This window comes from Primorskyibacter flagellatus, from assembly GCF_014638275.1.
GTDB lineage: Bacteria > Pseudomonadota > Alphaproteobacteria > Rhodobacterales > Rhodobacteraceae > Pseudooceanicola > Pseudooceanicola flagellatus_A.
Map to the genome: position 1 here is coordinate 20,456 of NZ_BMFJ01000001.1, position 12,761 is coordinate 33,216.

At 64.3% G+C, this 12,761-nt stretch carries 14 protein-coding genes; 3 read left to right on the forward strand and 11 right to left on the reverse strand.

Features of this window, described 5'->3' with window-relative positions; all coding sequences use genetic code 11:
• Positions 1-3 precede the first annotated feature (3 nt).
• On the forward strand, positions 4-855 hold the full coding sequence (locus tag IEV87_RS00140; RefSeq protein ID WP_188475619.1) for a LysR family transcriptional regulator: 852 nt from the start codon (positions 4-6) through the stop codon (positions 853-855).
• A gap of 222 nt (positions 856-1,077) precedes the next feature.
• Entirely contained in the window at positions 1,078-2,037 is a 960-nt protein-coding gene (locus IEV87_RS00145; protein ID WP_188475620.1) for a LysR family transcriptional regulator, read from the forward strand.
• Positions 2,038-2,056: 19 nt separating this feature from the next.
• Here IEV87_RS00145 and IEV87_RS00150 read toward each other — a convergent pair whose 3' ends face one another.
• The 10 genes from IEV87_RS00150 to IEV87_RS00195 form a co-directional block, all read right to left on the reverse strand.
• Entirely contained in the window at positions 2,057-2,815 is a 759-nt protein-coding gene (locus tag IEV87_RS00150; RefSeq protein WP_188475621.1) for an ABC transporter permease, read from the reverse strand.
• A gap of 8 nt (positions 2,816-2,823) precedes the next feature.
• Positions 2,824-3,660, reverse strand: coding sequence for an ABC transporter permease (locus tag IEV87_RS00155; RefSeq protein WP_188475622.1), 837 nt, complete (start codon positions 3,658-3,660; stop codon positions 2,824-2,826).
• An 8-nt stretch (positions 3,661-3,668) separates the two neighbouring features.
• Complete coding sequence (locus IEV87_RS00160; RefSeq protein ID WP_188475623.1) at positions 3,669-4,718, reverse strand: ABC transporter ATP-binding protein; 1,050 nt, start codon at positions 4,716-4,718, stop codon at positions 3,669-3,671.
• Positions 4,719-4,721: 3 nt separating this feature from the next.
• The gene (locus IEV87_RS00165) at positions 4,722-5,900 is read right to left on the reverse strand and encodes an ABC transporter substrate-binding protein (RefSeq protein ID WP_188475624.1); all 1,179 of its coding nucleotides are present in this window, start codon (positions 5,898-5,900) and stop codon (positions 4,722-4,724) included.
• A 5-nt stretch (positions 5,901-5,905) separates the two neighbouring features.
• Positions 5,906-6,838 (reverse strand): polysaccharide deacetylase family protein, encoded by a 933-nt coding sequence (locus tag IEV87_RS00170; protein WP_229737379.1) that lies wholly within the window; start codon positions 6,836-6,838, stop codon positions 5,906-5,908.
• A gap of 132 nt (positions 6,839-6,970) precedes the next feature.
• On the reverse strand, positions 6,971-7,759 hold the full coding sequence (locus IEV87_RS00175; protein WP_188475625.1) for an SDR family NAD(P)-dependent oxidoreductase: 789 nt from the start codon (positions 7,757-7,759) through the stop codon (positions 6,971-6,973).
• Positions 7,752-8,516, reverse strand: coding sequence for an SDR family NAD(P)-dependent oxidoreductase (locus IEV87_RS00180; protein WP_188475626.1), 765 nt, complete (start codon positions 8,514-8,516; stop codon positions 7,752-7,754). The genes IEV87_RS00175 and IEV87_RS00180 overlap by 8 nt, the downstream gene beginning before the upstream one ends.
• Before the next feature lies 1 nt (position 8,517).
• Entirely contained in the window at positions 8,518-8,679 is a 162-nt protein-coding gene (locus tag IEV87_RS00185; RefSeq protein WP_188475627.1) for a hypothetical protein, read from the reverse strand.
• A gap of 12 nt (positions 8,680-8,691) precedes the next feature.
• Positions 8,692-9,897, reverse strand: coding sequence for an agmatinase family protein (locus tag IEV87_RS00190; protein WP_229737380.1), 1,206 nt, complete (start codon positions 9,895-9,897; stop codon positions 8,692-8,694).
• A gap of 162 nt (positions 9,898-10,059) precedes the next feature.
• Positions 10,060-10,944 (reverse strand): amidohydrolase family protein, encoded by an 885-nt coding sequence (locus IEV87_RS00195; RefSeq protein ID WP_229737381.1) that lies wholly within the window; start codon positions 10,942-10,944, stop codon positions 10,060-10,062.
• A 70-nt stretch (positions 10,945-11,014) separates the two neighbouring features.
• Between IEV87_RS00195 and IEV87_RS22720 the strand changes: the two genes are divergently transcribed.
• A complete protein-coding gene (locus IEV87_RS22720) occupies positions 11,015-11,161 on the forward strand; it encodes a hypothetical protein (RefSeq protein WP_229737382.1) in 147 nt (48 codons plus the stop codon).
• Positions 11,162-11,190: 29 nt separating this feature from the next.
• On the opposite strand, the gene IEV87_RS00200 is transcribed toward IEV87_RS22720, so the two are convergent.
• The gene (locus tag IEV87_RS00200; protein WP_188475628.1) at positions 11,191-12,687 is read right to left on the reverse strand and encodes an amidohydrolase family protein; all 1,497 of its coding nucleotides are present in this window, start codon (positions 12,685-12,687) and stop codon (positions 11,191-11,193) included.
• Between the last annotated feature and the right edge of the window lie 74 nt (positions 12,688-12,761).

Here is a 12,761-nt window from a genome sequence, read left to right on the forward strand (position 1 = left end):
GCAATGGACTGGGATGACATTAAGTTTGTGCGGGCACTGGCGGACAAGGGGTCGCTCGACCTTGCTGCGGCGGAACTGCGGGTTGCAGCATCGACGGTGTTCCGACGCCTGAAAAAGATCGAGGAAGGGCTTGGAACGTCCCTGTTCGACCGGGACCGGAACGGCTATCGCCCGACGCAGGCCGGGGAGGAGGTCGTCGCGGCGGCGGACAGCGTGGCGGAACGGATCGCGACGCTGGAGATGCGCCTGATCGGGGCGGAAACGGACCTGAGCGGTGTCGTCCGGCTGACGACCCCGGAAACCATGTGGTCCTCTCTGCTGCCGATCCTCGCCGAAGTCCGGCAGGAACATCCCCGCATCCTGGTGGAACTGGTCGTCAATGCGACCTTTCTCAACTTGTCGCGCAGGGATGCCGATCTGGCGCTGCGGCCGGTGAACGGTCCGCCGGATCAGCTTTTCGGGCGCAAGATCGGGCGCATCGGATTTTCGGTCTACGGTCCGGCCCAGGGCGCTGCCGAGGGCTGGATCGCGCTGGACGATACGCTGGCCCATCTCAACCAGCACCGCTGGTTCCGGCAGCGCGACCCTAAGGAAGACGTGGTGATGCGCTGTGACAGCTTCCTTGCGGCGCAGGCGGCGGTTGCGCAGGGCATGGGACGCGCGGTGCTGCCGGATTTCCTTGCCGTGGCCGACCCGGGGCTGGAACGGCTGGAGGCGCTGCCGGATCAATGGGGCACCGACCTCTGGCTGCTGACCCATCCGGAGCTTCGGCATTCGGAACGCATCAAGCTGCTGATGCGCCGGATCGCCGCCGGGATGCGGCAGCGGCTGAATGCCGTGGACCGAATCGACTGATGGTCGGCGGCAATTTCGGAAGAGTGGATTGCGTTTATGCAATGAAACGGGGGGGTGTCCCGTCCGGCTCGGAAACCGTGTGCTTGAATTGAAGGCGGCTGCCCGTCCAGGGGCGGGATTGAGAGGCGTTTGTGCAATATGATGGTTAATGTCCGGGCGGATCTGCCGGGTCGGGGTCCCGAAGGTCATAGACTTGTCACAGAGATACACGGAGCCCCCGCCATGACCCGTTCTGCCAGCCGACCGAGTGTTGCCCCCGACCGCCGATTCATCCGCAACCTCGACTGGAACCTGATCAAAGTTTTCCACGAGATCGCCCATAACGGCGGTGTCACAAACGCGGCCTCGGCTATCGCACGGCAGCAGCCCGCTGTGTCGAGCGCGCTGAAACGGTTCGAGGACTACGTGGGTCGGGCGCTCTGTCAGCGGGGTCCTGGCGGCTTCCTGCTGTCCGATCACGGCAGCCGGGTGGCCGAGATCGCGGGCCAGATCGACCGGCTTGTCGGCCTGATGGAGGCGGAACTTGAAGCTGTCGAGAAGGACCTGACCCTGCCTTTGCATCTGGCAACAGTGGGCGATGTCGTCTCGCCGCGGCTTGACGAAACCATCGGGCGTTTTGCACGGCGCTTTCCAAAGGCGGAACTGTTCATCCACGTTCTGCCCTATCCGGAGATCGAAGAGGCGATCCATTCCGGTGTCGCGGATGTCGGCATCTGTCCCGAACCGCGCATGTTGGCGGACCTCGATTACACCTTCCTGTGCAGTGAAACGCATCGCGTCGTCTGCGGCCGGTCGCATTCCCTGGCGGGCAAACATGTCACCGACTGGTCTCGTCTCGCCGGGGAGGCCTTTGTCGTACCCGGAACGGATGAAGCCGCCATCGTCCGGGAGTTCCGACAGCGCAATGGCTGGGGTCGGACGACGGCGGGCCAGTCTCTCGACATCGGTGAGGTGAAGCGGCTGTTGCGTGCCGGTATCGGTATCGCCCTCCTCCCGTCCGAGATGGTCGCGCGGGAAATCGAGGACGGAGAGTTCCACGCCCTGACCGATCCAATTGAAGGTCTGTCCGACGACATCTTTCTCGTCACCAATCCCGCCGGGCAGCGCCATTTCGCGGCCGAACGGTTCCTGTCCATGCTGCCCGAGGACTCGCCGGAACCCGACTGCCGCGCCGTCGCCTGAGGGGCGGTATGGTGCGCGATCAGCCACGGTAGCGCGTCAGCCGGAAGCCGATGAGGGTTGCCGCGATCGACAGCCCCATGATCGTCACCGCCACCACATTGACCGAAGGGTCGATGCCCTTGCGCAGCATGCCCCACATCAGGGTCGGCAGCGTCATTCCGCCGCCGATGGTGAAGAAGGTCACCAGGAAATCGTCCAGCGACAGCGCCATGGCGATCAGTGTGCCGCCGGTGATCGACGGGCCGATCATGGGAAGGGTGACGTGAAAGAATGACTGGATCGGAGAGGCGCCGAGATCCCGTGCGGCCTCGACCGCCGCGTGGTCGAAGCTGGCCATCCGGGCCGAGATCATCAGCATCACCAGCGGTTGCGTGAAGACGAGATGCGACAGGATCACCGCCGGAAGGCCAAGTGGCAGGCCGATCCATGTGGAATAGAAGGTCAGCAGCGCGACGCCCAGCAGCAGCGGCGGCACCATGACCGGCAGGCTCAGCGCCGCGGCGGTGGCGGTGGCCAGGCGCGGCGGCAGCTTGGCCAGAGCCAGTGCTGCCAAAGTTCCCGTCAGGGTCGATGTGACGCCGACTGCGCCGGTCACGATCATCGAGTTTCGGAACGCGTTGGTGAACTGGGGATCAGAGAACGCCTTGTCGAACCAGCGCAGGGACCAGCCTTCGATTGGAAAGGCCAGCAGCGGGCTTTCGGAGAAGCAGAAGATCACGAGGATCACCAGCGGGGACAGCATGAAGATCGCCGTCAGGGCCGCGCCGATATGAGCCATACTGCGCATCAGGTCCGGGGCCTCGTCAGGGCGCGAAGCGTCAGCGACAGCGTCAGCACAATCAGCCCGCAGCAGGCGATGGTGACAAAGGCCATGGCGGAGCCGAGGGGAGAGTTCAGACGGTTGCCGAACTGGCTCTGGATGAACAGGCCGATCATGTTTGACGACGGACCGCCGACCATGAGCGGTGTGACGTAATCCGCCGCGGTGATGACAAGGGTCAGGGCGAAGGCGGCCGTCAGCCCTCCGCGTGCCTGTGCCAGGATCAGGTCGCGGAAGATGCGGGGGCCGGATGCGCCGAGATCCCGCGCCGCCTCGATCGCAGTGTCGTCGAGCCCGCGCAACGCGCCATAAACCGGAAGGATCGCCAGCGGCAGGCAATAATGCGTCAGCGTAACGATCACTGCGAAAGGTGAGAAGAGCAGTGCCGGGATCGGCCCGGACGTCAGGCCAAGCGCCATCAATGCGGAATTGAGCGCCCCGGTGCCGCCGAGGATCGTCTTCCACATGTAGATCTTGGCGAGGTAGCCGCCGAAGAGGGTCACCAGCGACAGGAAGATCAGCCCATCCCCGAAACGCCCGGCGCGGAAGCGGCAGTAATGGGCGTAGGCAAAGGCGATGGCCGCCGTGACCGTTGCGATCAGCGTGGCGATGGCGAGTGTCCAGGCCAGCGTGCTGCCATATTCGGTGAAGACGCGGGCATATTGTTCAAGGGTCGCATCCGGGCGCAGGCGGAAGGTGCGGACCTGCCAGAAGGAGACGACGAAGAAATAGGAGAGCGGCAGCAGGAACAGCCCCGCAAGGATCGCCAGACCCGGCAGAAGCTGGAACGATGCTGTGCGCAAAGCCTGCCTCATGCCGCAATGACCTGCTGATCTGCGGTAGCCCAGCCCATGGTCACCCGGTCGCCCGGTCTCAGCGGGCCAGCTGTGCGGGAGAGGGCCAGCGCCTGTGCTCCGCTGTCAGTGCGCAGGGTTGTGCGGACTTCGGGGCCGAGGAATACGACATCCTCTACCGTGGCGAACAGGCGGGCATCACATTGGTCCGGCAGGGCAGCCGGGTCTGCCGCCAACGTCACGGCCTCGGGCCGGACGACGCAGACGATCGGACCTTCGGCGCCTGCGCCGGGGATGACCGTGCCGCAGGACAGGCGGACGCGTTCGTCTGACCCGACGCCCTCAAAGAGGTTGGCCTCTCCGATGAAACCAGCGACGAAGCGGCTGGCAGGGCGGCGGTATATGTCTTCAGGCGTGCCGTCCTGAACGATCCGTCCCGCTTCCATAACGCAGATGCGCGAGGCGAGCGACATGGCCTCGGCCTGATCATGGGTGACAAAGATGAATGTGCCGCCGACCTGGGCATGGATGCGGCGGAACTCCTCCTGCATCGCAAGCCGCAGCTTCAGATCGAGCGCCGAGAGCGGCTCGTCCAGCAGAAGCACGCGGGGCCGCATGACCAGCGCGCGGGCGAGCGCCACGCGCTGCCGTTGACCGCCGGAGAGCGCCGACACCGCCCGGTCGCCAAGATCGGCCAGACGGATAAGATCGAGGGCTTCGGCGACCCGGCGGGCCCGTTCCGTCCGCGCGACCCGCGCGATGCGCAGGCCGTAAGCGACGTTCTGGGCAACCGTCATGTGCGGGAACAGGCCATAGCCCTGAAACACCATGTTGGTCGCGCGTTTTTCAGGCGGCTTGCGGGTCACGTCCCGGCCGTCGATCAGGATCGATCCCTCGTCAGGTGTCACGAAGCCGCCGATCATCCGCAGCAGCGTGGTCTTGCCACAGCCGGAAGGGCCGAGGATGGAAACGAACTCTCCCTCACCTATCCTGAGCGACAGGGGATGAACGGCAGTCGCGCTGCCGTATCCCTTGCCCACGCCCACAAGTTCGACCAGCGGAGCCATCGCTCAGGCCGCCATGAACCGGTCCCAGGCGTCCAGCACGTCGTCAAGCGTGGCCAGATCGCCGTCCGCCTCCAGCGGCCACAGAGGCAGGGGCTGTCCGCCGGTCGCTTTTTCATAGAAGGCGGCGATGTCATCATGTGGCTGGATCTCCAGCACCTCTTCCGACAGCATCGCCACGGCGGCGGCATTGGTCACTCCGGTGGCGTTGATGTTGGCCGCGTGGGCCTGACCCTCGGGCGAGATCGCGGCGTCGAGCAGGGTGTAGGTGTCGTCCATGTTGGGCGAGCCCTTGACCATGGCCATGCAGTCGATCGGACAGAAGGCGCCTTCCTTCGGGATGGTCCAGCGGACGTCGGCGCCTTTCTCCTTGGCCCAGAGCTGCACCGGCACCCAGCCCTGCGCGATCCAGACCTCACCCGAAGCCAACAGGTCGGTGAGTTCGCCGTAGGAGGCCGCGACGGTGCGTGCCTGGGTCTTCTTCAGCTCGGTCATGAAGGCAAAGACCTCGGCCAGTTCGGCCTTGGAGATGATCGTCGCCTGTTTCTTGCCTGTCACCGCGATGGTGAAATTCGCCACCATCGAGATCATGTCGTTGGTCAGCCCGACCTTGCCTTTATATTCGGGCTTCATGACATCCATCCACGAGGTCGGCGCCTCGGGGATCGTGGCGGGCGTGTACATCAGGGGGATGATCGTCCAGGCATAGGGCACCGCGTAGGGTTTGCCGTCCATGACGATATTGTCGATTGACTTGAAATAGGGGTCGAGGCCGTCCCAGTTCGGGATGCGCGAGATGTCGAGCGGCTCAAGCATGTCAAGCTCGGCCATGACGCGGGTGTAGCCGGTATCAGGGGTCACGATATCCATTGAGCCGACGCCGCCGTTGGCGATGGCGGTCATCGCCTGTCCGTTGTCTGCTTGATAGGTGGGGGCAATAGTGATGTCCTTGGAGGCGGCAAAGCCATTGGCCGCAAAGGCTTCCTCATAACCTTGCCAGCCCATGAACTTGACCTCACCGCCCTGCGCCCGGCCCGCGCCAAGAGCGGCCGCGCCGGCCGCTCCGGCGGCAAGAGCGCCGAACTGACGGCGGGTGAGGGAGGGCCCGAAGGTGCGCAGGCGGACCATCCCGCCCTCTTCGCGCAGTAGTCCGGCCCTTTTTATCTTCTCGTAGAGCGTGGGCATAGGAGTCATCCTTTCGGCTGGCCCGGCATGGTCCGGGCGAATTCGGGAATTGGGGAAATGTCGTAAGGCAGCAGGTCGCGGCGCGGCGCCCACGACCCGTCGGCGATGCAGGCGCGGACATGATCGTTGATCGCGCCCATGGTTGTGATCCAGACGTCACCCTTAGCCTGCATATGTTCGATGAGGGCAATCATGACCTTGGCGCGCGCGGTGCGGGCCGAGAGGAAAGGATGCCAGGTCGACAGCCAGAGGCCGCCGTTCTCGTATTGCGCCTCGAACTCCTCGGTCCAGAGTTGCAGCGCCTTTGACGGCGGCTGGATCGGCATCTCGATCCCGAAATCCCAGGAGTGCATGTATTGCGGGTAGTCGTCACAGGCCATGTTCTGCGGGATTTCCAGCACCTCGCCGGGACGGGCGCGCGATGTCAGCAGATAGGGCACGTCGTCGCCCATGAGCGAGCTGTCGTATTCGATCCCGGCACCGATCAGGTGATCCAGCGTGTGGCGGGAGAATTCGTTGAGCGGAGCGCGGAACCCCTTTGGACGGAAACCGATCCGGTCATAAGTCGCCAGTGCCCGTTCGAACCAGTAAAGCTCGTCGTCTTTGGTTTGCTGGTTGTAGCTTTCGTGCAGATAGCCGTGGTGGCCGATCTCGTGTCCGGCGGCAAGGATCGCCTCAATCTGCGCCGGATAGCGTTCGACGATCCAGCCGGGGACAAAGAAGGTCTGCGTCAGCCCGTAATGCGCGTAGATCTTCAGGATGCGCGGAAGCGAGACCTCGGGTCCGTAGCGAAGATAGGAGGTGGTCGAGACATAGGTGTCCCCGTCGCGCGGACGCGCGATATGGATCAAGCTGTCGCCATCCAGATCCCAAGTGAAAGCGGCGGCACATCGCGCGCCGTTCGGCCAGGGGACAGGATTGTCGATCAGGGTGAGCATCAGGGCCTCGGTCCGGTTTCGGAGATGCTGACCCGAAGGGGGAGTGTGAAAAACGTGCGCAGCGATGATCCGGTGCATTGAGCGGGACAATGTTTCGAAGAGGGTTGGGCTGAAGCCCGACATCGCGGGCCGTCAATCCTGATATTCGCCCCGATCCACATGCAGGGTCTGTCCGGTCACGTCGCGCGCCAGATCGGAGGCCAGGAACAGATAGCCGCCGACCATATCCCTCGGCTCAAGCAGGCCGGGCAGGGATTGCAGCCGAAGCACGTCGTCGCCGACGTCGTCGAAACTGCGCCCGGTTTCCGCGGCGACCTGCCGGACGGACCGGTTGGAGAATTCGGTATTCACCCAGCCCGGACAGATCGCGTTCACCGTGATCCCCCGCGGTCCGAGGTCATGCGCGAAGCTGCGCATTAGTCCCAGAAGACCGTGCTTCGATCCGGCATATGCGGAATTTCGGGCAATCGCGTATTTGGAGTAGGTCGAGGCCGTGTAGATGATCCGTCCGCCACGGGGCATTTTGGGGGCGATCAGCCGGGTGACGGCCCAGGCTCCGGTCAGGTTCACGGCGACGATCCGGGCGAATTCCGCGTCGGCCTCGGGCCCGGCCAGCAATGGGGTCAGTCGTTCATAGCCCGCGTTCTGAACGAGGATATCGAAGGGATCGAGCGGGGTAAGCGCGTCGGTCAATTCTTCGGTGTCGGTAATATCGCAACGGATTGCCGTTACAGGGCGGCCGTCGAGCGCTTGCAGGGAGTCTCCGGCAGTGGCGATCTGCGCGGTCTCGGACAGGATCGTGACCTCGGCCCCCTGAAGGTGGAACTCGCGCGCTACTTCATAACCGATGCCTGATGACGCACCGACGATCAGGGCGCGACGGCTATCCAGCCGGAGCGAGGAAAACAAAGGATCAGGCAAGGAATTCTCCGCGGTCGATACCAATGGCCTGCCCGGTGATCGAAGCGGCGTAGGGCGAGGCGAGATAGAGGTAGAGCCCGGCGATGTCTTCGGGCTTCTGGAAGCCGGGCAGGCACTGGCTTGCCGAGACGGCGGTGAGGATGTCGGCTTCGCTCCGGTCCTGACGGGCGGCCATCTCTGTGAGCGAGCGCAGCGAGGCGGGCGTTTCGACCCATCCGGGGCAGACGGCGTTGACCCGGATTTCGCGCGGCCCCAGCTCTCGTGCCAGCGTTCGGGCAAGGCCGATCACGCCGTGTTTGGAGGCAACATAGGCTGCGAACCCCGGTTCGCCGGTCCGGCCCCAGACCGAGGCGGTCATCAGGATCACGCCGCCCGGGTTCATCTGCGGGAGCGCGGCCTGAGCCGTGTTCCATGTGCCGGTGACATTTACAGCCAGCACCTTCGAGAAGGTGTCCGAAGCTTCGTCCGAGCGATCGTCGACCGGCGTCAGGCGTTCGAGACCTGCGTTGGCGATCAACACGTCGATGTCGCCGACCTTACTCATCGCAGCGGCGATCGCGTCACGATCGGTGATGTCGCAAGCCAGGATGCTCGCCTTGTCGCCGATGCCGTCCAAGGCTTCGATCCCATCAGGCAAGGCCAGAACAGTCAGTCGCGCGCCGGTCTCGGCGAAGGCCTTTGCGAGGCCCAGTCCGATCCCGCTCGACCCGCCGGTCAGAACCACGCGGCGACCGGAAAGGCCGAACGGGTCCGTCACGTCAGGCTCGCATCAGCCAGACAAGCCCGGCACAGGCGATCACAATGACCCCGAGGACAAGCCCGGCGTCGGAGGTATGAACATGCGGTCCCGCGACATGCGCGGCGGCAGGCGTCGTGGCGAGGGGGGCAAAAAACACTGCGGCAAAAACGGATGGGCGCATCGGGGTCTCCTCTTAGAAAGCGGTCATGTCGCGGTGACCCAGCTTTCCGGCCGCGACCATGGCGGAGGTCACGTCGAGGATCACCCGGCAGGCGAGCTGTGCGGTGTTATCGTTGACGTCATAGGGGGGCGAGACCTCGACGACCTCCATCCCGCAAAGGCCTTCACCGGCGATGATGCGGATCATTTCAAAGGCCTCTCGCGGCATGAACCCGCCCGGTTCAGGGGTGCCGGTGCCGGGGGCGAAGGCCGGGTCGATGCTGTCGATGTCGAAGGACAGATAGACGGCCTTGGCATCCTTCCACGCAAGATCCAGTGCCATTTCGGCGATCTTCGCGGTCCCGTAGCGTTCCACATCCGCCATGGTCAGCACCGACGATCCGCGCTCATGCGCGACCGCCGTGCCGGGGCGGGACCCGTACCAGCCGCCTATGCCGATCTGAACCAGATTCTTCGGCGGGCAGTTGGCCAGTCCCACGTCATGCATGTGGCTGTGATCGTGATGCGGCGAATGGGTATGCGGACGTCCTGCGGCATGTGCCGCGGCATGGGCATCGGGGTGATCCGCGCCGGTCCAGTACCAGGGCGTCGTATGCATCCTTTCGTCCATATCCATCGCCTGCATGTCGATATGGCGGTCGAAATGGATGATGCCGACGTTGCCGTCGATATGCGGCGCGATGCCCCGGACGTTGGGATAGCCGAGGGAATGGTCGCCGCCGCAGATGATCGGGAAGGTGCCCGAGGTGTAGATATGTCCGATCGCGGCCGAAACCTGATCGAAGGTCTTTTCGATATTGCCGGGGATGACAAAGACGTCGCCCGCGTCGCAGAGATCGAGTTCCTCCAGCAGATCGACGCCGTAGTCGAGCGAGTAGCCGTCGTAGAGCGCCGAAATCCGGCGCAACGCCTGCGGGCCGAAACGGGTGCCGGGACGATAGGTCGTGCCGGTGTCGAAGGGCACGCCGACAAAGGCGGCCTCATAGCCGCCGACCTTGCGGATATCCTCGCAATAAGGAGCCCGCAGGAAGGTATTGATCCCGGCAAAGGCGGGTTGCGACCCGCGCGCGAAGAGGGAGATCGACCGGTCATTGATGGAGGGGGCCGCCTCAAGCCCCATCTCCAGCCCGTGGGCGATCTCTGCCTCGGCGCGTTTGCGGGGCATCCGGCCAAGATGAGCGGTCTTGCGGGTGCCGTCGAATTCAGCCGGGTCTGTCATGAGATGTGCCTTCAGGGTCGTTTGGGGCGATCCTGCTGCGGGGCGGTGCGGGGAAAAACCTCCGGGTCGCTGATGAAGCGGATTGATGGGGTCGATGTTGGGGGCGCTGCCCCCGTCGCCCTTGCGGGCGACTCCCCCGGAGTATTTCAGGCAAGATGAAGGTCAGAGGTGGAGTTTCGGGCGGGGGCGTTCGAAGCTCTGACGGCCGGATTTGAAGGCCATGAGCGGGGGTGCGATCCGCGCAATGGCGTCTTGCGGAGAGCTGGCGTCGAGAACCACCAGATCGGCCGGGTTGCCGGGGACAAGCCCGTAATCGGGAAGGCGCAGGATTTTCGCAGAGCTGCGCGTGATCATGTCCAGGCAGTCGGCCAGGGCCTGCGGATCACCGAGGTGATGGACATTGGCATAGAGGTTGGCAATGCGGGTGAGCGAGCCGTCGCCATAGGGGGTGAACGGGTTCAACATGTTATTCGTGGACAGACAGCAGGCGACTCCGTGCGCGGCCAGATGGTGAGCGGGTGCCACGCCACGCGGACACAGGTGGCTGTGATCGCGGCCGGTCAGGAATAGGTCAGTTGCCGGCAGGATCGTGGCGGCCACGCCGGACTCTGCCATCAGCCCAGCCATTTTGTCCAGTGCATCAGGCGGCAGGGCCGACAGCTTGGTGACAGGGCCCGCGGTGACACGCCCCTCCATCCCATGTTCCGTTGTCGGCCGACACACGAGCGGCAGAGCGGCATTCCCGGGATCGAGGTCGAAGTCGAGATGGAAGTCGAGATCGACGTCATGATCCCGCGCGATCTCGAACAGGCGTCTGACGTGACCTTCAGGATCGGTGTCCACATAGGGGCAACCGCCAAGGACTTTTGCCCCGCTCTCCAGAGTTTCGATGAGCAGGGCTTCCGTGCCGGGCCGGTTAAAAAGCCCTTCCTGCGGGAAGGTGCAGATTTCGACATCAATCAGATGCGCATGGGCTGCGGCAAGATCGCGAATGGCTTGGAAACCTCGCAGGCCGATGGCCGGGTCGACCTCGACATGCGTGCGCATCCGGGTTGTGCCTTGCGTGATGCAGGTGTGCAGGGCCGGCACCGGGAACGGACAGGCAGGATTTGTCGAGGTGGATATGCGTTTCCACCAGTCCCGCAGTGACCAGTGCACCGTCCAGCGCGATCCGGCGGGTATCCGCGTGGATCTCCGGCGCGATTTCCGCGATGCGGCCTTCCTTGATGGCGATATCCAAAGGGACATCGCCATGGCCGTGTAAAATACCGCCCGAGAGGATCAGATCTGCGGTCATTTGCTCTCTCCGTTCAGGCGCCGCGCGAGTCCTTGCGGGTTTGGCGCAAGGCCGAGGCAGAAGCATCCGGCCAGATCGCCCAGAGCCTCGGCGGCCTTCATGCCCGGCGCGTTGACGCTGTTCAGCCGCGCGGCCGCCGCTTCGGCTTCTGCCCGCAGTTTCGCTTCGTCCAGCGTGGTCAGGCGCCCTTCGTCCAACACCAGTCGGCCGGCGATCATCACGGAGGTCACGGCGGCACCGTTTTCGGCGAAGACAAGTTGCCTAAGCGGATGAACGAATGGCACGTAATGTGTTGTCGCGAGGTCGAGAAACACGAGATCGGCGGCCCAGCCTTCTTCGATCCGGCCTGTCTTCTCAAGTCCCAGCAATTGGGCACTGCCGGTGGTCGCGGCGGTGAACGCCTCTTCGGCAGAGAGCCACGCGGACGGGTCCCGCGCGGCCACGCGGGAGAGCGTGGCGCCAAGGCGGGCCGCTTCGAACATGTTCTGTCCGTCGGAGGTGTTGGTCGCATCGGTCCCGATGCCAAGCGTGACGCCAGCCTCCAGCATCGCGCGCACCGGGGCAACGCCGGAGCCGATGCGCAGGTTGCTCATCGGGTTATGCGAAATACCCGTGCCATACTCGGCAAGTAGAGAGAGATCATTCTCGGATAGCCAGATGCCATGCGCGGCCGAAACATTCGGTCCGAGGATTCCGAGTGCAGCGAGATGAGCGGTCAGGCTTTTACCATATTGAGCGAAAGCCAGTGTCGCCTGTGCCTCCGTCTCTGCAAGGTGTGTCTGGAAAGGCGCGTCATGATCCGCAGCCAAGCGGGCGGCGTTCTGCAAGAATGAGTCAGAGCAATGCAGCGGTATCGTCGGGGCGACACCCGGGCGCGCAATGCCTTCGGGCCATTGGGCAAAAGCGGTCTGCAATGTGTCCAGAGCGGCTGTTTCCGGAGCAGCCGACAGGTCCTGGACGCGGGCGCGCACCTCGGGCGAGAGAGCGTCCATCAGGCCGGGCAAGGCCTGCCAAAGCGTCTTCGTGGCGATCATCGGTGCGACGATGGCGCGAAGGCCGGTTTCGGAATAGGCGGCGGCAACGGCGTGAATGGCCTCGACCGACGGCACGGGGACCTCGGTGAACAGGTCGAAGCAAGCGGTGCAGCCCTTCCGGATCAGCTCGACCGCCGAGAGGCGGGCAGACAGCGCCTTGTCCTCAACCGTCCGCCCTGCGAGCACGGCGGGGGCGGATGCGAGGAAGACCTCAAGCGCGACGCGGTCGCCGACCAGACCTTTTGCCAGGGCGCCATGGGAATGTGTGTGACCATTCACCAGGCCGGGCACGATCAGGCGGTCCGGGGCGGGCCGGTGCGGACGGGTAGCGGGGTCGATCTCGCCCGGTGCCGTGAGCGCGGCGATACGGTCGTCGCGGATCAGGATGTCGCGCAGCGGCGCATCCGAGAGATTGGCAGCCAGCACGCGTGCGCCAGTTATCAGAAGTTCATTAACCATCAACCTCTCCCATCATGTTCTTGCCGATACTGGCATGGTCGGCCGTGGCGCGGGTTGCGTGATGGGTGATGGTC

What these genes read in the sequence shown, in the direction of transcription:
- IEV87_RS00170 (WP_229737379.1), bottom strand. Translation starts at nt 6,838, where the DNA reads ATGCTCACCCTGATCGACAATCCTGTCCCCTGGCCGAACGGCGCGCGA.
- IEV87_RS00195 (WP_229737381.1), bottom strand. Translation starts at nt 10,944, where the DNA reads ATGCGCACGCATGTCGAGGTCGACCCGGCCATCGGCCTGCGAGGTTTC.
- IEV87_RS00165 (WP_188475624.1), bottom strand. Translation starts at nt 5,900, where the DNA reads ATGCCCACGCTCTACGAGAAGATAAAAAGGGCCGGACTACTGCGCGAA.
- IEV87_RS00160 (WP_188475623.1), bottom strand. Translation starts at nt 4,718, where the DNA reads ATGGCTCCGCTGGTCGAACTTGTGGGCGTGGGCAAGGGATACGGCAGC.
- IEV87_RS00145 (WP_188475620.1), top strand. Translation starts at nt 1,078, where the DNA reads ATGACCCGTTCTGCCAGCCGACCGAGTGTTGCCCCCGACCGCCGATTC.
- IEV87_RS00190 (WP_229737380.1), bottom strand. Translation starts at nt 9,897, where the DNA reads ATGACAGACCCGGCTGAATTCGACGGCACCCGCAAGACCGCTCATCTT.
- IEV87_RS00185 (WP_188475627.1), bottom strand. Translation starts at nt 8,679, where the DNA reads ATGCGCCCATCCGTTTTTGCCGCAGTGTTTTTTGCCCCCCTCGCCACG.
- IEV87_RS00200 (WP_188475628.1), bottom strand. Translation starts at nt 12,687, where the DNA reads ATGGTTAATGAACTTCTGATAACTGGCGCACGCGTGCTGGCTGCCAAT.
- IEV87_RS00150 (WP_188475621.1), bottom strand. Translation starts at nt 2,815, where the DNA reads ATGGCTCATATCGGCGCGGCCCTGACGGCGATCTTCATGCTGTCCCCG.
- IEV87_RS00140 (WP_188475619.1), top strand. Translation starts at nt 4, where the DNA reads ATGGACTGGGATGACATTAAGTTTGTGCGGGCACTGGCGGACAAGGGG.